Origin of the sequence: uncultured Winogradskyella sp. (assembly GCF_947495255.1) — a bacterium.
Taxonomy (GTDB): domain Bacteria; phylum Bacteroidota; class Bacteroidia; order Flavobacteriales; family Flavobacteriaceae; genus Winogradskyella.
Genome location: NZ_CANLYI010000001.1, coordinates 478604 through 502922 on the forward strand (window position 1 = coordinate 478604; position 24319 = coordinate 502922).

Annotated in this window: 28 protein-coding genes; 15 read left to right on the forward strand and 13 right to left on the reverse strand. The window is 32.5% G+C overall.

Features of this window, described 5'->3' with window-relative positions; translation table 11 throughout:
• Positions 1 to 41 precede the first annotated feature (41 nt).
• Positions 42 to 710: a hypothetical protein gene (locus Q0807_RS02050; RefSeq protein ID WP_299105781.1), complete on the reverse strand. Its 669-nt coding sequence runs from the start codon at positions 708 to 710 to the stop codon at positions 42 to 44.
• A gap of 66 nt (positions 711 to 776) precedes the next feature.
• Positions 777 to 1919 carry a methionine aminotransferase gene (locus tag Q0807_RS02055; RefSeq protein ID WP_299105783.1) on the reverse strand — a complete coding sequence of 381 codons (1143 nt, stop codon included), beginning with the start codon at positions 1917 to 1919 and terminating at the stop codon, positions 777 to 779.
• Positions 1920 to 2002: 83 nt separating this feature from the next.
• On the opposite strand from Q0807_RS02055, the gene Q0807_RS02060 reads away from it, so the two are divergent.
• On the forward strand, positions 2003 to 4135 hold the full coding sequence (locus tag Q0807_RS02060) for a S46 family peptidase (RefSeq protein WP_299105786.1): 2133 nt from the start codon (positions 2003 to 2005) through the stop codon (positions 4133 to 4135).
• A 79-nt stretch (positions 4136 to 4214) separates the two neighbouring features.
• Here Q0807_RS02060 and Q0807_RS02065 read toward each other — a convergent pair whose 3' ends face one another.
• Positions 4215 to 4685 (reverse strand): DUF1569 domain-containing protein, encoded by a 471-nt coding sequence (locus Q0807_RS02065; protein ID WP_299105789.1) that lies wholly within the window; start codon positions 4683 to 4685, stop codon positions 4215 to 4217.
• Between the two features lie 105 nt (positions 4686 to 4790).
• Positions 4791 to 6107, reverse strand: coding sequence for an adenosylhomocysteinase (gene ahcY, locus Q0807_RS02070; RefSeq protein WP_299105791.1), 1317 nt, complete (start codon positions 6105 to 6107; stop codon positions 4791 to 4793).
• A gap of 132 nt (positions 6108 to 6239) precedes the next feature.
• Here ahcY and Q0807_RS02075 point away from each other — a divergent pair, with 132 nt between their 5' ends.
• The 8 genes from Q0807_RS02075 (at position 6240) to Q0807_RS02110 (ending at position 13801) form a co-directional block, all read left to right on the forward strand.
• Complete coding sequence (locus Q0807_RS02075) at positions 6240 to 6866, forward strand: 4'-phosphopantetheinyl transferase superfamily protein (RefSeq protein WP_299105793.1); 627 nt, start codon at positions 6240 to 6242, stop codon at positions 6864 to 6866.
• Positions 6866 to 7591, forward strand: coding sequence for a geranylgeranylglyceryl/heptaprenylglyceryl phosphate synthase (locus Q0807_RS02080; protein WP_299105796.1), 726 nt, complete (start codon positions 6866 to 6868; stop codon positions 7589 to 7591). The genes Q0807_RS02075 and Q0807_RS02080 overlap by 1 nt, the downstream gene beginning before the upstream one ends.
• An 82-nt stretch (positions 7592 to 7673) precedes the next feature.
• Positions 7674 to 7934 carry a hypothetical protein gene (locus Q0807_RS02085; protein ID WP_299105798.1) on the forward strand — a complete coding sequence of 87 codons (261 nt, stop codon included), beginning with the start codon at positions 7674 to 7676 and terminating at the stop codon, positions 7932 to 7934.
• Entirely contained in the window at positions 7918 to 8550 is a 633-nt protein-coding gene (pnuC, locus tag Q0807_RS02090; RefSeq protein ID WP_299105800.1) for a nicotinamide riboside transporter PnuC, read from the forward strand. The genes Q0807_RS02085 and pnuC overlap by 17 nt, the downstream gene beginning before the upstream one ends.
• Positions 8511 to 9080, forward strand: a complete 570-nt coding sequence (locus Q0807_RS02095; RefSeq protein ID WP_299105802.1) for an ATP-binding protein — start codon at positions 8511 to 8513, stop codon at positions 9078 to 9080. The genes pnuC and Q0807_RS02095 overlap by 40 nt, the downstream gene beginning before the upstream one ends.
• A gap of 35 nt (positions 9081 to 9115) precedes the next feature.
• The gene (locus Q0807_RS02100) at positions 9116 to 10675 is read left to right on the forward strand and encodes a DUF4301 family protein (RefSeq protein ID WP_299105805.1); all 1560 of its coding nucleotides are present in this window, start codon (positions 9116 to 9118) and stop codon (positions 10673 to 10675) included.
• Entirely contained in the window at positions 10675 to 11079 is a 405-nt protein-coding gene (gene arfB, locus Q0807_RS02105) for an alternative ribosome rescue aminoacyl-tRNA hydrolase ArfB (RefSeq protein WP_299105807.1), read from the forward strand. Before Q0807_RS02100 ends, arfB begins: the two co-directional genes overlap by 1 nt.
• 487 nt (positions 11080 to 11566) lie before the next feature.
• Positions 11567 to 13801: a TonB-dependent receptor gene (locus Q0807_RS02110; protein ID WP_299105809.1), complete on the forward strand. Its 2235-nt coding sequence runs from the start codon at positions 11567 to 11569 to the stop codon at positions 13799 to 13801.
• On the opposite strand, the gene Q0807_RS02115 is transcribed toward Q0807_RS02110, so the two are convergent.
• A complete protein-coding gene (locus Q0807_RS02115; RefSeq protein WP_299105811.1) occupies positions 13798 to 14235 on the reverse strand; it encodes a hypothetical protein in 438 nt (145 codons plus the stop codon). The genes Q0807_RS02110 and Q0807_RS02115 overlap by 4 nt on opposite strands.
• A gap of 138 nt (positions 14236 to 14373) precedes the next feature.
• Between Q0807_RS02115 and greA the strand changes: the two genes are divergently transcribed.
• Together greA and Q0807_RS02125 are read left to right on the forward strand one after the other, a co-directional pair.
• Positions 14374 to 14847 carry a transcription elongation factor GreA gene (gene greA / locus Q0807_RS02120; protein ID WP_299105813.1) on the forward strand — a complete coding sequence of 158 codons (474 nt, stop codon included), beginning with the start codon at positions 14374 to 14376 and terminating at the stop codon, positions 14845 to 14847.
• 100 nt (positions 14848 to 14947) lie between these two features.
• Positions 14948 to 15337 carry an HIT family protein gene (locus Q0807_RS02125; protein ID WP_299105815.1) on the forward strand — a complete coding sequence of 130 codons (390 nt, stop codon included), beginning with the start codon at positions 14948 to 14950 and terminating at the stop codon, positions 15335 to 15337.
• Here the strand turns inward: Q0807_RS02125 and Q0807_RS02130 are convergent, their stop codons facing one another.
• Entirely contained in the window at positions 15338 to 15694 is a 357-nt protein-coding gene (locus tag Q0807_RS02130; RefSeq protein WP_299105817.1) for a hypothetical protein, read from the reverse strand.
• Between the two features lie 138 nt (positions 15695 to 15832).
• Complete coding sequence (locus Q0807_RS02135) at positions 15833 to 16990, reverse strand: HAMP domain-containing sensor histidine kinase (RefSeq protein WP_299105819.1); 1158 nt, start codon at positions 16988 to 16990, stop codon at positions 15833 to 15835.
• A gap of 124 nt (positions 16991 to 17114) precedes the next feature.
• Between Q0807_RS02135 and Q0807_RS02140 the strand changes: the two genes are divergently transcribed.
• From Q0807_RS02140 to aat, 3 genes are all read left to right on the forward strand, one after another.
• A complete protein-coding gene (locus Q0807_RS02140) occupies positions 17115 to 17984 on the forward strand; it encodes a flavin reductase family protein (RefSeq protein ID WP_299105821.1) in 870 nt (289 codons plus the stop codon).
• A gap of 45 nt (positions 17985 to 18029) precedes the next feature.
• The gene (locus Q0807_RS02145) at positions 18030 to 18404 is read left to right on the forward strand and encodes a DUF3127 domain-containing protein (RefSeq protein ID WP_299105823.1); all 375 of its coding nucleotides are present in this window, start codon (positions 18030 to 18032) and stop codon (positions 18402 to 18404) included.
• Positions 18405 to 18676: 272 nt separating this feature from the next.
• Positions 18677 to 19300 carry a leucyl/phenylalanyl-tRNA--protein transferase gene (gene aat / locus Q0807_RS02150; protein WP_299105826.1) on the forward strand — a complete coding sequence of 208 codons (624 nt, stop codon included), beginning with the start codon at positions 18677 to 18679 and terminating at the stop codon, positions 19298 to 19300.
• A 4-nt stretch (positions 19301 to 19304) separates the two neighbouring features.
• On the opposite strand, the gene Q0807_RS02155 is transcribed toward aat, so the two are convergent.
• Positions 19305 to 19868, reverse strand: a complete 564-nt coding sequence (locus Q0807_RS02155) for a DNA-3-methyladenine glycosylase I (protein ID WP_299105828.1) — start codon at positions 19866 to 19868, stop codon at positions 19305 to 19307.
• A 51-nt stretch (positions 19869 to 19919) separates the two neighbouring features.
• Between Q0807_RS02155 and Q0807_RS02160 the strand changes: the two genes are divergently transcribed.
• Positions 19920 to 20561: a thioredoxin family protein gene (locus Q0807_RS02160; protein WP_299105830.1), complete on the forward strand. Its 642-nt coding sequence runs from the start codon at positions 19920 to 19922 to the stop codon at positions 20559 to 20561.
• A gap of 76 nt (positions 20562 to 20637) precedes the next feature.
• Here the strand turns inward: Q0807_RS02160 and Q0807_RS02165 are convergent, their stop codons facing one another.
• The 5 genes from Q0807_RS02165 to Q0807_RS02185 all read right to left on the reverse strand — a co-directional run bounded on the left by Q0807_RS02165 (position 20638) and on the right by Q0807_RS02185 (position 24227).
• Positions 20638 to 21378, reverse strand: a complete 741-nt coding sequence (locus tag Q0807_RS02165; protein WP_299105833.1) for a hypothetical protein — start codon at positions 21376 to 21378, stop codon at positions 20638 to 20640.
• Between the two features lie 72 nt (positions 21379 to 21450).
• Positions 21451 to 22155, reverse strand: coding sequence for a tRNA pseudouridine(55) synthase TruB (gene truB, locus Q0807_RS02170; RefSeq protein ID WP_299105836.1), 705 nt, complete (start codon positions 22153 to 22155; stop codon positions 21451 to 21453).
• Positions 22155 to 22946, reverse strand: a complete 792-nt coding sequence (locus Q0807_RS02175; protein ID WP_299105839.1) for an undecaprenyl-diphosphate phosphatase — start codon at positions 22944 to 22946, stop codon at positions 22155 to 22157. Before Q0807_RS02175 ends, truB begins: the two co-directional genes overlap by 1 nt.
• 56 nt (positions 22947 to 23002) lie before the next feature.
• On the reverse strand, positions 23003 to 23266 hold the full coding sequence (locus Q0807_RS02180; RefSeq protein WP_299105842.1) for a DUF3098 domain-containing protein: 264 nt from the start codon (positions 23264 to 23266) through the stop codon (positions 23003 to 23005).
• Between the two features lie 82 nt (positions 23267 to 23348).
• Positions 23349 to 24227: an ABC transporter permease gene (locus tag Q0807_RS02185; RefSeq protein ID WP_299105845.1), complete on the reverse strand. Its 879-nt coding sequence runs from the start codon at positions 24225 to 24227 to the stop codon at positions 23349 to 23351.
• Positions 24228 to 24319: the final 92 nt, after the last annotated feature.

The window sequence follows — 24319 nt, forward strand, 5'->3', positions numbered from 1 at the left end:
TACTTTATAGCTTGCTTAAATAATTTAAAGCTGACTTATACTTACAGCTTCCTTTTTGCTTTAGTTACTTTCTCTGTAAGTTTATCAATTTTATCAAGCCATTTTATTTCGTCTTGAGGTGATAATTTCCCTTTTCTTTTTAACTTCTCGTATTTCTTTTTTCCTTTTTCAAGATTACTCTCTGCTTTCTCAAAATTACTTTGAAGTTTTTCTTTTTTCTTTATTTCCTTTTCGGCTTTTTTCTGAGCTTTTTCAGACTTTTTCTGTGCTTTCTCCGCTTTTTTAGTCTCTTTTTCTAATTTATCTGCTAATTCTTCCTTCTCTTTAATAGACTTTTCTTCAGCCTTTTTTGCTTTCTCAGCTTCTTTTAAGACTTTCTCTTCTGCTTTTTTAACCTTATCGGCTTCCAACTTTGCTTTCTCTTCAGCGTCCTTAACTTTTTGCGCTTCTAACTTTGCTTGATCTGCTACTTTTAGTGCTTGTTGAGCTTTAAGCTTTGCAGCTTCCGTAAGCTTCATTTTTTCAGAAATTAAAGCAGCTTCCTTAAAAATAAAAGTTCTTTCTTCGAGCGTTAGTAGTTGAGTAACATCAATGCCGTCAAAAAATATTTTTTCATTTTTAACTTCATAGATTTTCCCTTCTTTAGTTACCTCTTGCGCTAATGATGTAAGCGATAGACTTAAGAATAATAAGATGATATAATATTTCATTGTATTTATGTTTTTATTGTTCAATATTAAGACACATGAATTTACAAAAAGTAACACCTAAATTGATTAAATTTTACATAATATTTCAGCGGCTTTAACTAATGTCTCATCGGTCTTAGCAAAACAAAATCTCAAGACCTTATCATCTTTGTTATTGTCGTTAAAAACAGACAATGGAATGGATGCAATCTTAAATTCTTTAGTTAATCGTTTGGCAAAATTCACGTCGTAATCATCCGTAATATCAGAATAATCTAAAACCTGAAAATATATGCCCTGTGATGGTTGAAACTTAAATCTAGAATCTGAAATTAAGCTTAAAAACAAATCGCGTTTCCGTTGAAAAAAAGTGTTTAAACCTAAATACGTTTCTGCATCTTGCATATAATCTGCAATCCCTTTTTGTGCAGGATGATGCACCGAAAACACATTAAATTGATGCACTTTTCTAAATTCGGACATTAAATAATCTGGAGCACAGCAATACCCAATTTTCCAACCTGTGTTGTGAAATGTCTTTCCGAAAGATGCGGTTATAAAACTACGTTGCTTTAAATCTGAGAATAAACAAGCACTTTGGTGTTGCATATCATCAAACACAATATGCTCGTAAACCTCATCACTTAACACAATAATATTAGTGTCTTTGGTTAATTTTTGAAGTTGAAGCATATCTTCCTTAGACCAAATGGTTCCACTAGGATTGTGAGGTGAATTAATAATTATCATCTTTGTTTTAGGTGATATTTTTGAAGCGACCTCATCCCAATTCACGCCATAATTTGGTGCAGATAATTGTATAGCAACTGTTTTACCACCATTAATTTCAACAGCAGGTTCATAACAATCGTAAGCAGGTTTAAATATAATAACCTCATTATTTAGTCTTACAAATGCCGAAATTATAGTATAAATGGCTTGGGTTGCACCAGCTGTAACCGTAATTTCTTTTTCAGGATGATAGGTACTTTTATACAACAACTCATATTTGTGAGCAATTGCCAAACGCAAATCTAAATTACCAGCCATTGGTGCATATTGGTTGTAACCAGTGTTCATAGCATTAGTGACCAAATCATTCAATTTTTGAGAACTTGGATAATTAGGAAAGCCTTGTGATAAGTTGATGGCCTTGTGCTCGTTTGCTAAAGCACTCATTATTGTGAATATGGTCGTCCCAACATTGGGTAATTTTGAGTTAAAATTCATAAAAAAGTACGCTTTAAGTGCTAAAACACTAAAGATATAAAACAAGCTTTTCTATCTTTACAAAAACTAATAAAATGTAGGTTATGCGCTTTATAAAAATTCTTTTATTATTCTTTGTTTTTCAAGTTTCTGCCCAACAAGGTGGTATGTGGATTCCTTCGCTTTTAGAAGGGATGAATGAAACAGAAATGCAAAGTTTGGGCAGTAAATTAACGGCTCAAGATATTTACGATGTTAACAACTCTAGCTTAAAGGATGCCATTGGTCATTTTAATGGTGGCTGTACAAGTGAAGTGATTTCAGACCAAGGTTTAGTGCTAACTAATCACCATTGTGGTTTTGGACAAATACAATCACATTCATCTTTAGAAAACGATTATTTAAAAGATGGTTTTTGGGCAATGTCTCTTGAAGAGGAATTACCAAACGAAGGTTTGTTTATTGAGTTTATTGTGAGTATTCACGATGTAACAGAAGTTGCTTTAAAAGGTATCACTGATAGCATGACGGAAACTGAAAAGCAATCTCAAATTTCTAAAAACACAAACGCAGCTTTAAAAACTTGGCCAAAAGAATCTTGGCAAGATGTAAAAACAAAGGCGTTTTATGAAGGTAATCAGTACTTTTTGTTTGTAACAGAACGTTTTGACGATATTCGTTTAGTTGGTGCACCTCCAACAAGTATTGGTAAATTTGGAAGTGACACAGACAACTGGGTTTTCCCGAGACATACTGGCGATTTTTCAATGTTTCGTATTTATGCTGACGCTAATAATAGACCTGCAAAATACAGTAAAGACAATAAGCCATACAAACCGAAACATTACTTACCAGTATCTTTAGATGGTGTTGAAGAAGGCGATTTTACAATGGTTTTTGGTTTTCCAGGCACAACAAGCGAGTATCTACCTGCTGTTGCCATTGAGCATATTACAAAAGAATTTAATCCTACAAATATTGCCATCCGAGAAGCCGCTTTAAAAGTCATTGACCAAAAAATGAAAGAAAGTGATGCTGTAAGAATTAAATATGCATCTAAACAAGCACGAATTGCTAACGCATGGAAAAAATGGATTGGTGAAAATTTAGGTATCGAAAAAAGTAATGCCGTTGAAAAACGCAAAGCATTTGAAGCTACATTTACAAAAGCTTTAAAAGAAAAAGGACTAGAGGATAAATATGGAAACATACTTCCAGAATTTGATAGGCTCTATAAAGATTTTGCACCTATAAACATTAAACGTAGAAATTTCATTGAAGTCTTTTTAATCACCAATGAGTTGATGCAAATGACCTTTAGAGCTTACCAAGTTGAACAAGCTTTAATTGCCAACCCTGAAAATTTAGAAAGAGGAAAGGAAGTTTTAACGGGTCAACTAAGAGGTATTCATAAAAATTATGATGCAGATTTAGATAAAGGCGTCTACCTCAACGTGATGCCTTTATATGGTAAAGAGGTTGATGCTACTATCTATGATAAAACCGCATTTACTAATTTAGATTCTGCTTTAAGCTTACTTGAAGGCGATGCAGCAACCGTTATAAAAAACCTAAACAATGATGCTGCCTTTGCGTATGCAAAACCAATTATTGATGAGTTTTTTAACACTCTTAATCCTGAATACCAACAAAAAAACGAACCAATTACGGCATTACAAACCAAGTATATGACTGCATTAATGGAAGCGCTACCAAATGCACGTTATTTTCCGGATGCTAATGGTACGCTTCGTGTAACTTACGGACAAGTAAGAGGTTATGAACCTAGAGATGCGGTATATTACAACCCTGTGAGTTATTTAGATGGTGTAATTGAAAAGTATATTCCTGGCGATTATGAGTTTGATGTACCACAAAAATTAATAGACCTATATGAAGCAAAAGATTATGGACAATATGCTGATAAAAACGGAAAAGTACCTGTTTGCTTTTTAGGAACAAATCACACAACTGGTGGAAACTCTGGAAGTCCTGCCATTGATGCAGAAGGAAATTTAGTAGGCTTAAACTTTGACCGCGTTTGGGAAGGCACCATGAGCGACATGAATTACGACCCAGAAATCTGTCGAAACATTATGGTAGATTTACGCTACGTACTTTTTATAGTTGATAAATATGCTGGTGCCACCCATTTAATTGATGAAATGACATTGGTTCATCCTAAAAAGAATAATAGTAAGAAGAAAAAGAAAAGACGAAAGAGTAAAAAGAAGTAGGCAATAGCCAATATATAAAACATTAAGCCCTCACAAGTTATTAGAACTCGTGAGGTTTTTTTTTAGATATGAAATACAGTTACTTCAATATACTCTTCACAATTTTTAAATGGTGATTGGTATGTGCATCCAAGAAACGGATAACTCTAGATTTGTTAACGTTACCAAATAAAGGATGTTTAAAATAAGCATTTTTATTTAAGTTTGGAATTACTTCTATATGATCTCTAGCTTCTGCTAATTGTGTTTTAATGTCATCGATTAATATCGTCTCGGAAGGTGTCACATGCTTTGGTGCCTTTGCTTTACCTCTAGGTATATATTTTAGTGCAAACACAATACGTCCCATCATAGAAAAGTTATCTACATAAGTACTAGGTTCAGAACTCTTCATACTTATTAAAACATTATTAATTACTTTTAAGCTATGATCTAAATGCCAAGACACATTAACTTTTGAAACCTTAGAGTTCATAGCCTCAATATTCGGTAAATAACTCTCAATATCATTTAATGCCTTTTGTAAAACTGCAATATCTAATGTCTTCATTCTGGTTAATTTTATCGAAAGATAATTAAAATAAAAACCCTCACATTTCTGTAAGGGTTTAAATCTATATATCCAAAAGCAAAGTGCTTCTAATAATCGAATAATCTAGTAACGATAGTGCTCAGGTTTATAAGGACCTTCAACTGTTACACCGATATAATCAGCTTGGTAATCTTTTAACTCAGTAAGCTCAACACCAATTTTCTCTAAGTGTAATTTAGCTACTTTTTCATCTAAATGCTTTGGTAACATATATACATCGTTTCCGTATGCTTCTTTGTTGTTCCAAAGTTCAATTTGTGCTAAAGTTTGGTTTGTAAATGAGTTACTCATTACAAAACTTGGGTGACCTGTTGCACAACCTAAATTTACTAAACGTCCTTCGGCAAGTAAAATAATATCTTTACCGTTAATGTTGTATTTATCAACTTGAGGTTTAATGGTATCCTTAGTATGACCATGCTTCTCATTTAACCATCCAACTTGGATTTCATTATCAAAGTGACCAATATTTGCAACAATAACTTTATCTTTCATTGCTTCAAAATGCTCAGCTCTTACGATATCTTTATTTCCTGTTGTTGTAATAATGATATCAGAGTTGGCAACTACAGTTTCTAATTTCTTTACTTCAAAACCGTCCATTGCAGCTTGTAATGCACAAATTGGGTCGATTTCAGTAACAGTAACAATAGAACCTGCACCTTTAAAAGAAGCAGCAGTACCTTTACCAACATCACCATAACCACAAACAGTTACACGTTTTCCTGCTAACATAATATCTGTTGCTCTACGAATGGCATCTACTGCAGATTCTTTACAACCATATTTGTTATCGAATTTGGATTTAGTAACCGAATCATTAACGTTAATTGCTGGCATTGGTAATGTTCCATTTTTTACACGCTCGTAAAGTCTGTGAACTCCAGTTGTAGTCTCTTCAGACAAACCGTTAATTCCGTCAGCTAATTCTGGGTACCTATCTAAAACCATATTAGTTAAATCACCACCATCATCTAAAATCATATTTAATGGTTTTCTATCTTCTCCAAAGAATAAGGTTTGCTCAATACACCAATCAAATTCTTCTTCCGTCATGTCTTTCCATGCGTACACAGCAGTTCCTGCATCTGCAATTGCAGCAGCAGCTTGATCTTGAGTTGAGAAAATATTACAAGAACTCCAAGTAACTTCTGCTCCTAAAGCTTGTAATGTTTCAATTAAAACAGCAGTTTGAATCGTCATATGTAAACATCCTGCGATACGTGCTCCTTTTAATGGCTGTGTATTTTTGTATTCTTCACGTAAACTCATTAAACCTGGCATTTCTGCTTCGGCTAAATTAATTTCTTTTCTTCCCCAAGCCGCAAGCGACATGTCTTTTACCTTATTTGGTACGTAAGCAACAGTTTTTGTACTCATCTTCTTTTTCTTAGTTTTATATATTATGAAACACCTTTGGGTTTAGCACTTAAATAGTTAAATTCGCCTATAAATAAATACCAACTTCGCCAAAGGCGCTGCAAAGATAATCAATAACATTCAGAATACTAAATGCCACTATACAAATCCATTAGTGTAAACTCACAAACTACTGTTAAAATCTGGAAGATAGAAGAATCGTATGATGCTCTATTTGAACCCTTAGACTTAAAACCGCAAAGTTTATCTCGTGTTTTGAGCATGAAAAGTGAGTTACATCAACGTGGTTTTTTAAGTGTGAGGCATTTGTTGCGTGAGTTTGGTTATACCGATCAAGATTTGTTTTATGACCATAATGGAAAACCACATCTTAAAGATGGTAAACATATTTCCATTACACATTCGTTTACATTCTCTGGTGTTATTGTTAGCGATAAAGAAGTTGGAATTGATATTGAAAAGCGACGCGATAAAATCGTTAAAATTGCCCATAAATTTGTAGATTATGAGTTTAATTACATCAAACCTACAGACAAAGATTACATTAATAGACTTACTATAATTTGGGGAATTAAAGAATCCTTGTATAAGCTTTTTGCAACACCAGGAATGCTATTTAATAAGCATTTTTTAGTCATTCCTTTTATGATGAAAGATGGCGAAACAGTAGCTTGGATTGATTATAAAAACAAAAAATACAAGTACAATACCGCATTTTTTGAATTTGATGAATTTATGTGTGCTTACGTCGTTCCGTAATGAATAGCATCTACCAAAATATAATTGCTGCAAAAGCAAAAAATAAAAAACTGCTTGCGGTTTTAATTGACCCAGATAAGATGATACTCGCAAATGTTTCGGGTTTTATCTCAAAGGTGAATCAATCTATTGCAACTCATATTTTTGTTGGAGGAAGTGATGTTAACGAGGGTTTAACTGAAACTTTAGTCCTAGAAATAAAAAAACACGCAACATTACCTGTGATTTTGTTTCCTGGTGATGTTACTCAAATTACAGATAAAGCGGATGGTATTTTATTTTTGTCTTTAATTTCAGGCAGAAATCCAGACTATTTAATTGGCAAACATGTAGAGGCTATTTCAAAATTAAGAGATTCAAATCTAGAAGTAATTTCAACAGGCTATTTACTTATTCAGAACGGAAAGCAAACTTCTGTAGAACGTGTAAGTCAAACAAAACCCATTGAACGAGATCAGGTTCAACAAATTGTGGACACAGCAAAAGCAGGAGAACTATTGGGTATGAAACTCATTTATCTTGAAGCTGGTAGTGGAGCAACACATGCCATTGAACCCTATATTATTTCTGAAGTAAAACAAGAATTGAGTATACCACTCATTGTTGGTGGCGGCATAAGAACTAAAACAGAAATAGAATTGGCTTACAAAGCTGGAGCCAATTTAATTGTTATTGGAACAGCTTTTGAAACAGATGAAACATTTTTTGACCATTTACGGAGTTAAATTGTGACAATTAACTTGATTTAGCATCTTATAATATAGAATATTAATTGAAAATAAAATTCCGAATTCACGGAAATCAACCATGGAAATATCAGTAGACTTAACACTTTCGCCTTTACAAAATGATTACGAAAAACATGTGATTAACTTTATAAAAGCATTACGTGATTCTCCTTTTAAAGTTTTAGAAAACCCTTTAAGTACACAGATATTTGGGGACTATGACGCGCTCATGCCATTTTTAAATCAGGAAATAAAACGGTCTTTTGAAGCTGTTGACATTTCGGTATTAACTATGAAGGTGGTTAAAACAAATAGAAGCGATTATGAACCACATTTTTGATTTCTTCTTCGGTCAGTATACCGATTATCAAACTACAGATATCGTTTTAGAAATTGTTGCTGTCATTTTTGGTTTTCTGTCAGTTTGGTTTTCTAAAAAGAACAATATTTTGGTGTTTCCAACAGGAATGATAAGTACTTGCATTTTTGTGTATTTATTGCTAAAATGGCAACTTTTAGGTGACATGATGATTAATGCTTATTATTTTATAATGAGTGTATTTGGATGGTACATCTGGACGCGTAAAGTAGATGCTAAACATGAAACACCAATCTCTAGAACAACCCAAAAAGAAAAGAAAATAAGTATAGCTATATTTTTAGCAACACTAGTTTTTGTTTTTGTAGTATACAAAACCTTTGACAAATGGAATGGTTGGGTTGCCTATGTAGATACCATTACAACCGCTACCTTTTTTGTTGGAATGTGGTTAATGGCAAAACGAAAAATAGAAAACTGGATTTATTGGATTATAGGTGACCTCATCTCTATTCCTCTATACTTTTATAAAGGATTTACATTTACGAGTTTCCAATATTTAGGATTTACAGTGATTGCCATATTTGGATATTTAGCATGGAAAAAAAGCTTAGACAACAGTCTTCAAACTGCATAAAAGTGGTTTTATTTGGTCCTGAATCAACAGGAAAAACAACATTATCTCGCCAACTGGCAAGACATTTTAATTCTGTTTGGGTACCTGAACACGCAAGAGCGTACCTACAAGACAAATGGAATAATGAGCGTAAAACTTGCGAGCCTAAAGATTTACTACCTATAGCCATTGGGCAAATGAAGTTAGAAAATAATTTGGCTCAAAAAACAGATTCCGTTTTAATTTGTGACACCGATTTACTTGAAACTAAAGTATATAGCGAAGCCTATTACCAAGGTACATGTGACCCGATTTTAGAGACATATGCTCTAAAAAACTTTTATAACCTCTACTTTTTAACCTATATTGACACGCCTTGGGAAGCTGATGACCTCAGAGACAAGCCTGATGAAAGAGAACGTATGTTCAAGGCTTTTGAAAATGCTTTAAAAACCTACAATAAACCGTATGTAATACTAAAAGGAAATAAAAAGGAACGACTAGAGACCGCTATAAAACATATAGACAAACTATTAGAGAACAAAACATAAATTGAATTGCCCAAAAAATTAACAAATCTTAACACATGAAATTTTCTAAAAAAGACATAAAACAAATAGAATCCAAAGGTTTAAGCCAAGAAGAGGTTTTAAAACAAATAGACCTTTTTAAAACTGGGATTCCGTTTACAAACATATCTGAAGCTGCAACTATTGGTAGTGGAATTATTGCACTAAATGATGAAAGCATAAATGAGTTTGTAGAGCTTTTTGAATCTGAAAAAGATAATAAGTCTCTATTAAAATTTGTGCCTGCATCTGGAGCAGCAACAAGAATGTTTAAATTTTTATTTCAATTTGTTAGCCAATATAATTCTAAGGAGCAGTCTCTAAATTCATATATCAATAAAAATAAAATAAAGGAATTGTCTCTTTTTATGGTTGGGATGGAAAAATTTCCGTTTTACAGACAAATACTAGAACTCCTTAAATCTAAGGGGATAAAGTTTGAAGCTTTAACAAATCAAGAAAAAGTTTGGCTTTTTGCTAAAACAATGTTAGATGAAAACGAATTAAATTTTGGAAATCAACCGAAAGGAATATTACCGTTTCATGAGTATAAAAAAGACCATGTTTCTACAGCTTTTGAAGAGCATTTGTATGAAGCAGCAATGTATGCTTCGTCAAAAGGTTTGGCTAAATTACACTTTACAATTTCAGAAATTCATAAAGATAAATTCACAGAAGAATTTAAAAATATTCAGAAAAACATTGAACAAAACACAGGTGTTACTTTTGATATTTCGTTTTCTTACCAACAACAATCAACAGATACTATTGCTGTAACTTTAAAGAATAAACCCTTTAAAGAAACTGATGGTTCTCTATTATTTAGACCCTCCGGTCATGGTGCATTAATAAAAAATCTTAATGCCTTAGATTCAGATATTATTTTTGTAAAAAATATAGACAACGTAGTCGTTTACAAATACAAAGAAGAGGTTGCTAAATACAAAAAAGTATTAGCTGGTATTCTTATTAAACTTCAATCTAAAACATTCGAATATTTACATGTATTAGACACAGACGATATCTCAGAATCAACATTTAAAACCATAGAAGACTTTTTAACTTCAGGCTTAAATATTAAAATATCTGATGAGTATAAAAAATATGCAGACCGCTATAAAGTTGAATACCTGCAAGAAAAACTAAACCGACCTATTCGTATTTGTGGTATGGTAAAAAATGAAGGCGAACCTGGAGGAGGACCATTTTGGGTTAAAGACCAGAAATCTAACCAATCCCTTCAAATTGTTGAATCTGCACAAATTGACTTAGATAATAAAACGCAATTTGAAATTCTTAAAAATGCAACGCATTTTAATCCTGTTGATTTAGTTTGTGGTGTAAAAAACTATAAGGGCGAAAAGTTTGATTTAGAAAACTATGTGGACCACAATGCAGCTTTTATTACTCAAAAAACAAAAAATGGTAAAGATTTAAAAGCTTTAGAATTACCAGGACTTTGGAACGGAAGTATGGCAGATTGGACGACCATTTTTGTTGAAGTACCAATCATTACGTTTAATCCTGTTAAAACTGTAAACGATTTATTAAAAGGACCACACCAAATTAAAGAATAGTGGATACTAGCTTATTAAAATCTGAATTAACCTATAAATACGTGCGTAGCTCAGGAAGTGGCGGACAGCACGTTAATAAAGTATCGTCTAAAGCCGAATTGTATTTTGACCTTAAAAATTCTAATGTTTTTAATAAGGAAGAAAAACAGATGCTTTTAGAATTCTTTAATAATCGTTTAACCAAAGACGGTGTTTTAATGATTGCTTGTTCTGACAGCCGAAGTCAATTTAGAAATAAAGCTTTAGTTACGCAGCGTTTCTTAGGGTTAATTGAAGATGGTTTAAAAAAAGAAAAAATACGCATTGCAACAAGAATTCCGAGAAGTGTAAAAAAGAAACGTTTAAAAAACAAACGTATTAATGCTGATAAAAAAGCAAACCGGAAACGACCAGAATTAGAATAACCACTACCGTCACTTCGAGTGATTCCGAAGAATGAGGAATCGTATCGAGAAGCATATTCTAAATCAATTTCCAAAAGGTTCTCGATACAAAATTCTAAAAAAAGAATTTCACTCGAACTAACGTTTAAATTTCAATTCAAAAAAATCATCATTCATAATTCATAATTCTAAAATCCGTTATATATTTGCCGCGTTCTCAATAAAGGGGTGCCTATTATCGGCTGAGATCATACCCATTGAACCTAGAACAGGTAATGCTGTTTAGGAAACGAGCGTAAAGAAAATATCTTATAGATGTTTTTGGCGAACGCAATAGTTATCAATGTTTATTTTTCTACTCTGGGTTATATCTTGTATTAATTTACTGGCTATTGATTCAAACAGAAAGAAACAACATTTTTAAATATTAAAGTTGCTTGTAGCTCAAACAATTAATTATTAACCAAGAATAATGACCTCTTTTTATTCGATTATAAATTATAGTCGTATGAAAATTTTATTCAACAATCTCTCAAAAACAAAACGACAGAGATTAACACTTTCATTTTTTTTATTAGCAATGTGTTCAGCTTATGGACAAGAGAAACAACAAGATTCTACTAAAGTTGAAAAACTAGACGAGGTTTTAGTAAAAGCTGTCCGTGTAGACGCTAAATCGCCAATTACACACAGTAATGTGAGTAAAGAACAATTGGCAAAACGTAATTTAGGACAAGACATCCCAATGTTACTTAATTTTTTACCTTCAGTAGTAACCACAACAGATGCAGGCGCAGGTGTTGGCTATACAGGTATTAGAGTTAGAGGTATTAGCTCACAATCTACTAATGTTACTATTAACGGAATTCCTTACAATGATGCCGAATCCTTAGGTACTTTTTGGGTTAATCTAGGAGACTTTGCTTCTTCTGTAGAAAGCTTACAACTACAACGAGGTGTTGGAACTTCTACCAATGGCTCAGGTGCTTTTGGTGCAAGTATTAATGTCTTAACAGATGCAGTTTCTACAGCATCTTCTGGCGAAATTTCTAATTCTTTTGGTAGTTATAACACTAGAAAACATACCGTAAAATTTAGTACTGGCCTTATGAATGACCATATCGAAATTGCAGGTCGTTTATCTAAAATTGCTTCTGACGGTTATATTGATCGTGCGTCTTCAGATTTAAAATCTTACTTTTTACAAGGGTCTTATATCGATGATAATACTTTAATAAAAGCTATCACTTTTGGTGGTAAGGAAGTCACTTACCAATCTTGGAATGGACTTGAAGATTTATACAAATTAGAAAACGATCGAACTTATAACACTGCTGGAGAATACACAGATAATGAAGGTGTTACTCGTTTTCATGACAATCAGGTAGATAATTACAATCAAGATCACTATCAATTACATTGGAATCAGCGTTATACCAATCAATGGTCAACAACACTTGGTTTAAATTACACAAAAGGTAGTGGTTATTTTGAACAGTACAAACAAGGCGAGGATTTTGCTGATTATGGTTTTGAACCTTTAGATTTCAGTGGTGAAATAATAGATGAAACAGATTTAATTAGAAGACGTTGGTTAGATAATAATTTTTACGTTTTTAATGCCAATGCGAACTATAAAAATAATAACATCAATCTTATTTTTGGTGGATCTTATAGTCATTATGATGGTGACCATTTTGGGGAAGTTATTTGGGCCGAATATGCAAGTCAGTCTGAAATTAGAGATCGTTATTACGATGGTAATAGTAAAAAGAATGATCTTTCTATTTTCACCAAAGCAAACTATCAACTCAATGAAAAAATAAGCCTTTATGGTGATTTACAGGTTAGAAATGTAACATATAAAACTACTGGAACGACTTCTGATATAGTAGAATTTGCAATTGATGAAGACTTCACGTTTTTTAATCCAAAAGCCGGAATTACCTTCGAGTTAAACACGGACAATAATATATATTTCTCTTATGCAAGAGCCAATAGAGAACCAAATAGAACGGATTTTGAAAGCAACGAATCTATAGAGCCAGAACAATTAAATGATTTTGAATTAGGTTGGAGACACAAAAAAGGAAACTTTACATTTAATGCCAATGCGTACTACATGAGTTATAATGAGCAATTGGTTTTGTCTGGACAACTAGACGATGTAGGTAACCCAATAAGAACTAATAGTGGTAAAAGTTACCGTTTAGGTTTAGAGTTAGAAGCTATAATTCCTGTTACCTCTAAAGTAACAATCCAGCCTAATTTAACCTTGAGTACCAACAAAAATGATGAGACCATCATTCCGTTTGATGGCGAATTACAGAACTTAGGCAAAACAGACATTTCATTTTCTCCAGATTTAGTAGCTGCAAATGCTATCGTTTTCCGACCTGTAGACAATCTTCAGATGTCTTTATTAAGCAAATTTGTTGGCGAACAATTTATGAGCAATACCGAAGCTAAATCATCTAAATTAGACAGTTATTTTATTAATGACTTTAATATTAGTTACGTACTGTCATTCCGAGGAAATGAGGAATCTCAACCTGTTTTTGAGTCTATTGCATTTACAGGCTTAGTTAATAATATCTTCAATAAAAAATACATATCTAATGGCTATTATTATACTTATGATGATACTTGGTCAGACCCTAATGCAACAACAACGATTGAAGGTGCAGGTTTTTACCCTCAAGCCACAACTAACTTTTTAGCAGGTGTAACTTTAAAGTTTTAATTACTCACCAAATAAGTATTATTCCCAAGACTCTCAACTCTGTATGGCTGCAACGTACAGGATTGAGAGTTTTCGTTTAAACCAAAACCAGTTGCTAAACTATATTGATTACCATCATCACAACCACAAATTACAATATCGCCAATACCTGAATCTGTTAAGGTAGAACATGAAGATGGCACGTGATTTGGATCAGATGCATCCCAAGCATATAGTATATTAGAACTTGCTCTATATAACCAAATCCCCTTATTGCCATAACCAGAAACATAGACACTATTTCCATTAAATTGCAGTTGGCTATACTGAGGAAAATTAGTATTTACTGTTAAGTTAACGTTAGCGTCAAACAAGAAATTACAGTTGTTAATATCATCAGTATTACTACAAGCAAAAATTAAAATGCAACTAAGGGCTAAGAGTGTTTTTTTCATCTTCAATTTAAAAAGGCAATTTACAATTATTTGAAGTTTGCCGTAAATATTTTATATATTTGTATAGTAATCTCGTCAGCGCGAGATTTTTTTTATGCTGATTGTATTTCAGCATCTTAGACTATAAACGAAGGAATTATGAGTAAAGTATCTTATTACACAGCTGAAGGTTTAAAAAAGTTAAGAGATGAGTTAAACCAACTTAAGGACATAGAGCGTCCTAAGGCATCTCAAGCTATTGCAGAAGCAAGAGACAAAGGAGATTTAAGTGAAAATGCAGAATATGATGCTGCAAAGGAAGCACAAGGTATGTTAGAAATGAAAATTTCTAAAATGGAAGAAACTCTATCTGGAGCAAGAATCATTGACGAGTCGCAGTTAGATACTTCTAAAGTACTAGCATTATCTATTGTAAAAATAAAAAACCAAGTAAATGGTATGGAAATGACTTATACTTTGGTTGCAGAAAGTGAAGCAGATATTAGATCGGGTAAAATCTCTATAAACTCTCCTATTGGGAAAGGTTTATTAGGAAAATCTGTTGGTGACACTGCCGAAATACAAGTACCAAGTGGAGCAATGAGATTTGATATTTTAGAGATTTCTAGATAAAAAAGCAGAGATTACACAATAATAAAACAGTAATAACTCAAAAAGATTCCTATTTAAAGGAATCTTTTTATATTTATAAAAGACTTAATCCAATATAATCATGGCAACAATTTTTACTAAAATAATTTCAGGAGAAATTCCATCTTATAAAGTTGCTGAAACCGAAGATTTCTTTGCGTTTTTAGATATTAATCCAAACTCTAAAGGGCACACACTTTGTATTCCTAAAAAAGAAGTCAATAAGATTTTTGATTTAGATGAAGAATTATACCTTGGATTAATGCAGTTCTCTAGAAAAGTTGCTATAGCTTTAGAAAAAGCAGTGCCTTGTGAACGTATAGGAATGTCTGTAATTGGTTTAGAAGTTCCACATGCTCATGTGCACCTAATTCCTTTACATACTATGGATGACGCTCGGTTTTCTAATAAACAAAAATTAGAGCCCGAAGAATTTAAAGCCATTGCAGAAAAGATTGCATCGTATTTGTAATTAAAACGCAATTAATCCTGAAGAGATTAGAGCAACTGCAATAAGAATCACAGTAAAAAACGTAATTATTGCCCAAGAAATAGGCTTTAGTTTTACAGACTTCGGTTTGCTATTAAGTCCTCTTTTGTGATAATCTACTACTTGCTCAATATCATCAGTCCATCGTATAGGAAAAATTTGAACATCACAATTAAGACAACAAATTTCACTTACAATATCGTTAGTGATGGATTTATAAAATTGAGTTTCAGATAATTTTTGCTTAAACGTAAGTTCTAAGCTATCATTAGAATAACATTCCGGACAATTATTACTTATCCTAGCTTGCTTTAAGGTAAAAAACTGTGATGAACTCATACTCAAATTTACGTTAAAATTTTGATTATCAAATTATAAGACGTTATCAACCAAAAGAAAAGCAGTAACTAAAAAGTATTAATACTGTTACTTTTTATTTAAAATTGAGATTCTTCCCTTTGCGCTGAATGACAAAAATCACACCTGTTTCAACATAATCTGAATGGTTGTTCCTTTTTCTAATTCAGAAGTTAACACTTTTATTTTGCCATTGTGATAATCATCAACAATACGTTTTGCCAAAGACAAGCCAAGTCCCCAACCTCTTTTCTTTGTGGTATAACCAGGTTCAAATATCTTAGTGTAAGATGATTTTGGTATGCCTTTACCTGTATCAGAAATATTAATAAAAACTTGTCGTTCTAATTGTGTTAATTCTAGTTTTAAATCACCTTTACCCTTCATGGCATCAATGGCATTTTTTACAAGGTTTTCAATCGTCCAGCTTAAAAGTTGTTCATTTATACTTACAGGAATTTCTCTATCAGGAATTACAATTTCAAAATTTATAAGCTTAGAAGAACGTGATTTTAAATACTCATAAGATGATTTAGTTACTGCTACAATATCCATCGTTTTAAGTGTTGGCACAGAACCTATTTTACTAAAACGTTCGGTTATGGTTTGTAATCTATCAATGTCTTTTTCAATTTCAACAATGTATTCAGGATTTACGTTTTCGGTCTTTAAAATTTCTGCCCAACCCACTAAAGAAGATAATGGTGTACCAATCTGGTGAGCAGTCTCCTTTGCCATACCTGTCCAAAGTTTATTCTGTTCAGCAATTTTAGTGCTTCGGTAAAAGAAATAAACCACAGCTGCAAAAAGCAAAATAATAAGTAATAAGGCTAAAGGGTAATATTTTAATTTGTTTAATAATGGTGAATTGCCATAATAAATAGTTTGTTTAACCTTTGCACCCATAATTACAGGTATAGGTTGATTTTCACTTTCAAACTGACTAACAAGCGCCTTTAATTTCTTCGGATTATTTAAAATTAAACTATCTATATTTCTCGCTCTATTTACTTCTCCATTTTCATCGAGCACTATTACAGGCGTACTTATAATGGTTTCTGTAACGACATGTGATGTCACCGGATTGACGTCAGAATCTAAATTATCCATACTATTTAGATCAATCTGTGCAACAGACCAAGTTTTCATCTTTGACCGTTCTTCAACTTTAAAATTCTGAAAAAACGTATAAGTATTCCAGAGAATAAGAGAAATAATAATAAAAGAAGATACAATTATAATCCAACGGATTACATTTCGGTTTAAGCTAAAAGTCATTAGTTAGTTTTAATTCAATTTTAAATATAATGCAAAACTGTTAATAATATTGCACGCTAATGTTTATAAAATCCTTTCAGTAGCAACTCAATATAATTATATTTGTTGAAAACCAGATAAATACATGGCATCATTCAACCCTCAGGATCTTACAACAGGCGTTTTACATAGCTATTTATTGAGTGCAGTAGCACCAAGACCAATCGCTTTTGCAAGTACAATGAATGCTAATGGTCATCCAAATTTATCTCCATTTAGCTTTTTTAATGTGTTTAGTGCTAATCCGCCAATATTAATATTTTCTCCTGCTAGACGAGTTAGAGATAACACTATAAAACACACTTTAGAAAACGTTGAAGCAACCAAAGAAGTGGTGATTAATGTGGTAAATTATGATATCGTTCAGCAAATGTCTTTAACAAGCACAGAATATCCTGAAGGCACTAATGAATTTGAAAAAGCTGGTTTAACCATGTTGCCCTCAGACAAAATAAAACCTTTTAGAGTCGCTGAATCTCCTATACAACTAGAATGTAAAGTAAATGAGATTATACATTTAGGAACCGAAGGAGGTGCTGGTAATTTGGTTATCTGTGAGGTGGTAAAACTTCACATTTCTGAAGAGGTTTTAAATGAAAATCAGACTGTAAACCAAGAAGCATTAGATTTGGTAGCTAGAGCTGGTGGAAGTTATTACAGTAGAGCTAAAAAGGGCTTTTTTGAAATCCCAAAACCATTATCAACGATGGGAATTGGTGTAGATAATATGCCAGAGCATGTTAAAAATAGTATGATTTTAACAGGAAATAATCTTGGCATGTTAGCCAATGTTGAAGCTTTACCTAATAAAGATGAAGTGGATCAATTTGTAAATGATATCTCAGAACGTTATCCTGATATTAAAACGGCATCTCATAGAGAAAAACATAAATTGGCTCAAAATTATTTGAGCTTTGGAGACGTAAAAAGTGCTTGGAAGTTATTACTTTCGTAGCCTGAAAATAAAAATAGAATTATTTAAATTATAGATTAAGCAAAAATGGAAGTACAAGGACGTATTAAAATGGTAGGAGAGACTCAAACTTTTGGGAGTAATGGGTTTAGAAAAAGAGAGATTGTAGTCACTACAGAAGAGCAGTATCCACAGCATATTATGGTGGAATTTGTTCAAGATAAATGTGATTTATTAAACAGTTACAAAGCTGGTCAGCAAGTTAAAATAAACATCAACTTAAGAGGTAGAGAGTGGGTAAATCCACAAGGTGAAACTAAATATTTCAACTCTATTCAAGGTTGGAGAATTGAAGCTGTACAAGCAGCTGCAAGTGGAGATATGCCACCTGTACCACCAACAGAAGCTTTTGAGCCTGTAAGTGATTTAAACGAAGGTGATAACGACGATTTACCATTCTAAATCGTAAGTAAACGATATAAAAAAGACTTGCTTTAATATAAAGCAGGTCTTTTTTTATGCTTATCAGTTTCTTAAAATTAAAAAAGTCCTGATGGTTAGTCAGGACTTAGTATTGTGGTTTTAGGTTTGACTTCTATAAATAAATTAAAAAAAAAGCAATGATGAACAAAAATTTAATTTATAAAAGTCAACTCAAATATCACGAAAATTCTTTTAGTATCAAAGCTAAAGACTTAATTTAACAGCTTAGTAGGTTATTACTTTTCTCAACAATGCACTTTCTAACAGAAAAAATCGAATTTCCAGACGTATATGAAGCTTCTGCAGATGGCCTCATAGCCATTGGAGGCGATTTATCACCACAACGTCTACTCCATGCTTATTCTAAAGGTATATTTCCTTGGTTTCAAGATGAAGAACCTATACTTTGGTGGTCTCCAGACCCTCGTTTTGTATTGTTTCCTGAAGATTTAAAAGTCTCAAAAAGCATGAAACAAGTATTAAGAAAAGGAAATTTTAAAGTCACAGAGAATAAAGCATTTAAAGCTGTTATAGAAAATTGCGCTTTAGCAAAACGCACAGACCAAGATGGCACTTGGATAAGTGATGACATGATACAGGCTTACTACAAATTACATCAATTGGGTTTTGCAAAATCTATAGAGGTTTGGCAAAATGAAGAATTAGTTGGTGGTTTATATGGTATTGCCATTAATGACGATGTTTTTTGTGGTGAAAGTATGTTTTCAAAAGTGAGTAATGCGAGTAAAGTTGGCTTTATTACCTTTATTCAAAACTCTAATTTTAAACTTATAGATTGTCAGTTACACACTAAACATTTAGAGAGTTTAGGCGCTAAAAATATAAGTAGAGCAGAATTTCTTAAATTTCTTTAACCTATTAAACCTCATTATATCTAAAACAAGAGACTTCGTGGTCATTAACCATACCTGTAGCTTGCATGTGTGCATAAATGACTGTTGAACCAACAAATTTAAATCCACGTTTTTTTAAATCCTTACTTATAGCATCGCTTAAATCTGTATTTGCTGGTGCATTTTTATAATTCTCAACTTTATTTTTTAATGGTTTTCCGTCTACAAAGTCCCAAATATATTTTGAAAACGAACCAAATTCCTCTTGCACTTTCATAAACGCTTGCGCATTAGTTATGGTAGCATTTACTTTTAGTTTATTTCTTACAATACCAGCATCTTGCAATAATGCTTGAACTTTAGAAGAATTATATTTTGCAATTTTCTTGTAGTCAAAATTATCAAATGCCTTTCTAAAATTTTCTCGCTTTTTTAAAATGGTAATCCAACTTAAACCTGCTTGAAACGTTTCGAGAATTAAAAATTCAAACAAAGTCGCATCATCATAGACTGGTACTGCCCATTCTTCATCATGATAAGCTTCATATAACTCATTTCCTGCACACCAACCACATCGGTTTTTATTCATTTGTAAGGAATTTTATTTAGTGCTACTAATGTAACAAGAGTTGCATAAAAAATGGCAATAGAAACTTATTTTTGTTTTATGGAAACAGACACACTTACAATAAAAGATATTATTTCAGAAAGTCTTAAAAACAGTATGACTTACGCTGAATACAGAAACTTAGTTATAAAATTGGTTGAAGAAAATTCAACTACCGGAAACGATAAATCTGAAGCTATGGTGAATTACACACAGCTTAACGACAGGCGTATGAGACGTTGGGATAAAACCGGTAAAGTTGCTGAAGACCTAAAAACTAAGATTGAAAACTTTGACAAAAAAGTAACTTGGTTGGTTATTTCTGAAAGTTGGTGTGGTGATGCTGCGCATATTATGCCTATTATCAATAAAGCAGCTCAGCTTAATGATAATATTGATTACAAAGTAGTAATTAGAGATGAAAACGAAGCGTTAATGAATCAGTTTTTAACCAATGACGGAAAAGCGATTCCGAAGTTAATTATGTTAGATTCTGAAACCAATGAAGTACTAAATACTTTTGGACCAAGACCAATAGTTGCGACCAACATGGTTAAGGCTTACAAAGAAGAACATGGTGTAATTACTCCTGAATTTAAAGAAGATTTACAACGTTGGTATAATAAAGACAAAGGGCAATCTATTGTTGAAGATTTAGTAAAATTATTGGGATAAACTTCCATTTAATAAATACTTTGTCATTACTAATAAGGCACAGAGAGGAATCGCGTTACCGCAACATTTAAAGAATCTATTTTCCTTTAAACATAAAGGTAATTGTGCCTAATTGGTCATTTCTAGTAGACGTATCAAATTCTACCGACTTTGCGTACGCAATAGCATGATCAACTAAACATTTGTTATTGGAGTTAGAAGAACCATTAACGTAGGCGTCATAAACGTCTCCAGATTCGTTAACTTTAATGTTAACTACTATTTTACCACCTGTTTCGCAGAGATAACGTGGAATCTTGTAATGCGTTAATGTTCTTCCTTTTAAAGAATATGTAAGTGTTCCTTTATTTTTAGCATGCTCGTCTGCTTGCTTTTTATTTTTTAAACGTTGTTGAAGCTCTTCTTGCAGCTTTTTATAAGATTCGGTTTCCTTTGTATTTAAAGCATAATCGCCACTATTAGCATAAGATTTAGCAACACTTGTTTCGTCTATCACCTCTTCTACGTTACTTACTTTTGCCTCTTCTATCGCTTTTGTAGTACGCTCAAAATCATTTGCGCTAACTGATTTAAAGTTACGCATCATTTCCTTGTACTCTTCATCTTCATTGAAGGCCTTATTAGTAGATTCTGCATTTAATTCTTCTAGCTTCTGAAGTTCTTCTTCTGTTTTTTCAGGTTCTGGCTCTAACAGATAGTAACTTTCACTTATAAGGTTTCCTTTTAATTTTAATTGTGCACTAAACAAAACAAGCACCACAATACTTGAAAGAAGAATTGTAATGATTAATGCTTTATGTTGTTCAATTAATTTCAATAGAATAGATTACGTGCTTTAGATATACGAATATAACAACGAAATAGTTGAAATGCCAATCACAAACCCGTGTTAAATCAATCTTTTGGAGGTTAAACTACCTATAAATTCTTCTGGAGTAAGCGCATCGTCTACTTTAAAATCACCGATTCTTGTACGACGTAATGAGGATAAATGTGCGCCTGAATTTAATGCTTTTCCGAAGTCGTTAGCCAAAGATCTAATGTAAGTTCCTTTGCTACATACTACTCTAAAATGCAATTCTAAATTGTTGATTTTAGTAATTTCAAATTCAGTAATTTCAACTTGCCTCGATTTAATTTCAACCGCTTCTCCTGCTCTAGCAAATTCGTATAAACGTTTACCATCTTTTTTAATGGCAGAGAATACAGGTGGAAACTGATCTATTTTCCCAATAAACTGTTTTGTTGAAGCGTGAATCAATTCGTCTGTAATATGTTCTGTAGGAAAGGTTTCATTGATCTCTGTTTCTAAATCAAAAGAAGGTGTAGTTCCGCCTAAAGCAAATGTCCCAGTATATTCTTTTTCTTGACCTTGAAAAATATTAATCTGCTTGGTCATTTTCCCTGTACAAATCACTAACAAACCTGTTGCTAAGGGATCTAAAGTGCCAGCATGACCAACTTTAATTTTTTTAATATTGAAGGCATGACGAATTTCCCAACGTAATTTATTTACGGCTTGAAACGACGTCCAAGTTAATGGTTTGTCTATTAATAAAACTTGTCCGGCTAAAAATTCTTCTTTAGTTATCATTAGCTTAAAGACCAGATTATTGCTGCAACACCAACAATTAAACAATAGATTGCGAAGTAAGATAATTTACTCTTTTTTACTAAAGAAATCATCCAAGTACACGCAAATAAACCTGCAATGAATGCTGCGATAAACCCAATACTCAATGCTGTAAAGTTAGAACTATCATAAGTCAATTCACCTCCTAAAAGGTCTTTAGCAATTTTTCCAAATATTAAAGGCACAACCATTAAAAAAGAGAAACGAGCTGCTTTAGTTTTATCGTTACCCAATAATACTGATGTAGAAATTGTTGCTCCAGAACGTGAAATTCCTGGTAGCATTGCAATGGCTTGTGATACCCCAATCACAAAAGCATTAGCAAATGACACTTTCTTCTGTGTGTCTTTTGCTTTGTCTGCCATATAAAGCAAAACTGCTGTTACAATTAACATACAACCAACTAAAAGAATATTACCATTAAAAAGTTGTTCTAATTCTTTTTCGAAAAAGACACCTACTACAACAGCTGGTAGCATGGACAAGGCAATTTTTGAAACGAACTGTAAGTCTTCATTCCATTCAAACTTTAAAATTCCTTTTATAATTAATAGAATATCTTTTCTAAAAATAACAATGGTACTTAACGCAGTTGCAAAATGAAGTACTACCGTAAATAATAAACTTTCTTTTGGGACGGAATTGTCTCCAAGAATTGCTTTACCGAGTTCTAAATGACCACTCGACGATACAGGTAAGAACTCTGTAAGTCCTTGAATAATTCCTAAAATAATAGCATCAATAATTTCCATGAGACAAAAGTATCAATTATCAGAAAGTTACATAGTAAAAGTAAATAAAAAGCGAATTATTTCTTGGACTCCTTATTAGGATTTAAAAGAATAGCATAGACCTGAATACCAAAACCAATAAGCACTAAAGTTGGTGCTAAACGAATACGTCTCCAGCTGTAAATAGACTCGTCAAAAACATTAGGATTATCGCTTCCTCCACCTGACATTAGGATAAACCCAATAACAATAAATGCTAAACCGATAAATAAGAATTTATAGTTTTTCTTACCGAAGATAAACTCGGACTTAGATTCGTCTTTTCTTTTTTGCTCTCCCATGGTCTTGTCAGCTATAATTTAGTGATTTGCAAAGTAACAGTTTTATTTGTAAAATAAGTTCACATTAATATTTTCCTAACATCTAATAATACAACTGATCCGTCTTCAAATTTAAGAAACGTTGCGTCGCTATAAATGTACTTATCCATGTAATAAGGATTCCTAAAAGGAATATACCAATGAATAATGCTGCAATTAAAACAGTGTTTTTCAATAGCTCTAATTCTGGAAATGTAATATCTAAATAGTACAAAACAACTGCCATACCAGCTAAAGCAACTAAAGCACCTATGATTCCTAATTGTACACTTTTCCAAACAAAAGGTCTACGTATAAATGTTTTTGTTGCACCAACCATTTGCATGGTTTTAATGATAAATCGTTTAGAATAAACGGCTAAACGGATAGAACTATTAATCAATAAAACAGCAATTAACGTAAATAAGCCACTTATAAGTAAAACCCAAAAGGTGATTTTCTTAACGTTATCATTCATTAACTCTACCAAATCATTATCGTATCTAATTTCTTCGATAAACGCTTTATTAGAAAGACTTTCGGTAATTTCTGTTAACTGTTCTGTGGTAACAAAGTCGGCTTTTAAATGTACATCTATTGAATTTTTAAGCGGATTGTAACCCACAAAATCCATAAAATCTTCACCTGTTTCAGCTTTCATAAATTCAGCAGCTTCTTCTTTAGATACATATATTGCATCTTTGGTGTAATCTGCCATCGCTAAACTCTTTTTTAGCTGATTAACTTCAACTTCTTTCGCTGTGTCATTTAGATAAATGGTCATTACCACTTGTTCTTTAAAGTGGTCAGCTACTTTTTTAGAGTTAATTACTAAAAGCCCTAAACAGCCTAAAAGAAACAATACCAATGCGATACTTATCACCACAGATACGTAAGAAGATATCAGTTTACGTTTTTGATATTTGTCAAAAGATGATGCCATAAATGAATGTGAATTTATGCTGTAAAAATAATAAAGAATTTGCTTATGCTTACTATTACAACGCCTAACTTTTAATAGTGTTGCAAAAGCTG

Excerpts from the sequence above, each read along its gene's own strand:
- Q0807_RS02115 (WP_299105811.1), bottom strand. The coding sequence starts at position 14,235 with ATGAAAAAAACACTCTTAGCCCTTAGTTGCATTTTAATTTTTGCTTGT.
- Q0807_RS02085 (WP_299105798.1), top strand. The coding sequence starts at position 7,674 with ATGGAAATATCAGTAGACTTAACACTTTCGCCTTTACAAAATGATTAC.
- Q0807_RS02080 (WP_299105796.1), top strand. The coding sequence starts at position 6,866 with ATGAATAGCATCTACCAAAATATAATTGCTGCAAAAGCAAAAAATAAA.
- Q0807_RS02125 (WP_299105815.1), top strand. The coding sequence starts at position 14,948 with ATGGCAACAATTTTTACTAAAATAATTTCAGGAGAAATTCCATCTTAT.
- Q0807_RS02160 (WP_299105830.1), top strand. The coding sequence starts at position 19,920 with ATGGCAATAGAAACTTATTTTTGTTTTATGGAAACAGACACACTTACA.
- Q0807_RS02075 (WP_299105793.1), top strand. The coding sequence starts at position 6,240 with ATGCCACTATACAAATCCATTAGTGTAAACTCACAAACTACTGTTAAA.
- Q0807_RS02145 (WP_299105823.1), top strand. The coding sequence starts at position 18,030 with ATGGAAGTACAAGGACGTATTAAAATGGTAGGAGAGACTCAAACTTTT.
- Q0807_RS02110 (WP_299105809.1), top strand. The coding sequence starts at position 11,567 with ATGAAAATTTTATTCAACAATCTCTCAAAAACAAAACGACAGAGATTA.
- Q0807_RS02050 (WP_299105781.1), bottom strand. The coding sequence starts at position 710 with ATGAAATATTATATCATCTTATTATTCTTAAGTCTATCGCTTACATCA.
- ahcY (WP_299105791.1), bottom strand. The coding sequence starts at position 6,107 with ATGAGTACAAAAACTGTTGCTTACGTACCAAATAAGGTAAAAGACATG.
- pnuC (WP_299105800.1), top strand. The coding sequence starts at position 7,918 with ATGAACCACATTTTTGATTTCTTCTTCGGTCAGTATACCGATTATCAA.
- Q0807_RS02180 (WP_299105842.1), bottom strand. The coding sequence starts at position 23,266 with ATGGGAGAGCAAAAAAGAAAAGACGAATCTAAGTCCGAGTTTATCTTC.
- Q0807_RS02185 (WP_299105845.1), bottom strand. The coding sequence starts at position 24,227 with ATGGCATCATCTTTTGACAAATATCAAAAACGTAAACTGATATCTTCT.
- truB (WP_299105836.1), bottom strand. The coding sequence starts at position 22,155 with ATGATAACTAAAGAAGAATTTTTAGCCGGACAAGTTTTATTAATAGAC.
- Q0807_RS02130 (WP_299105817.1), bottom strand. The coding sequence starts at position 15,694 with ATGAGTTCATCACAGTTTTTTACCTTAAAGCAAGCTAGGATAAGTAAT.
- Q0807_RS02135 (WP_299105819.1), bottom strand. The coding sequence starts at position 16,990 with ATGACTTTTAGCTTAAACCGAAATGTAATCCGTTGGATTATAATTGTA.
- aat (WP_299105826.1), top strand. The coding sequence starts at position 18,677 with ATGCACTTTCTAACAGAAAAAATCGAATTTCCAGACGTATATGAAGCT.
- greA (WP_299105813.1), top strand. The coding sequence starts at position 14,374 with ATGAGTAAAGTATCTTATTACACAGCTGAAGGTTTAAAAAAGTTAAGA.
- Q0807_RS02060 (WP_299105786.1), top strand. The coding sequence starts at position 2,003 with ATGCGCTTTATAAAAATTCTTTTATTATTCTTTGTTTTTCAAGTTTCT.
- Q0807_RS02175 (WP_299105839.1), bottom strand. The coding sequence starts at position 22,946 with ATGGAAATTATTGATGCTATTATTTTAGGAATTATTCAAGGACTTACA.
- Q0807_RS02140 (WP_299105821.1), top strand. The coding sequence starts at position 17,115 with ATGGCATCATTCAACCCTCAGGATCTTACAACAGGCGTTTTACATAGC.
- Q0807_RS02065 (WP_299105789.1), bottom strand. The coding sequence starts at position 4,685 with ATGAAGACATTAGATATTGCAGTTTTACAAAAGGCATTAAATGATATT.
- Q0807_RS02055 (WP_299105783.1), bottom strand. The coding sequence starts at position 1,919 with ATGAATTTTAACTCAAAATTACCCAATGTTGGGACGACCATATTCACA.
- Q0807_RS02095 (WP_299105802.1), top strand. The coding sequence starts at position 8,511 with ATGGAAAAAAAGCTTAGACAACAGTCTTCAAACTGCATAAAAGTGGTT.
- Q0807_RS02100 (WP_299105805.1), top strand. The coding sequence starts at position 9,116 with ATGAAATTTTCTAAAAAAGACATAAAACAAATAGAATCCAAAGGTTTA.
- Q0807_RS02155 (WP_299105828.1), bottom strand. The coding sequence starts at position 19,868 with ATGAATAAAAACCGATGTGGTTGGTGTGCAGGAAATGAGTTATATGAA.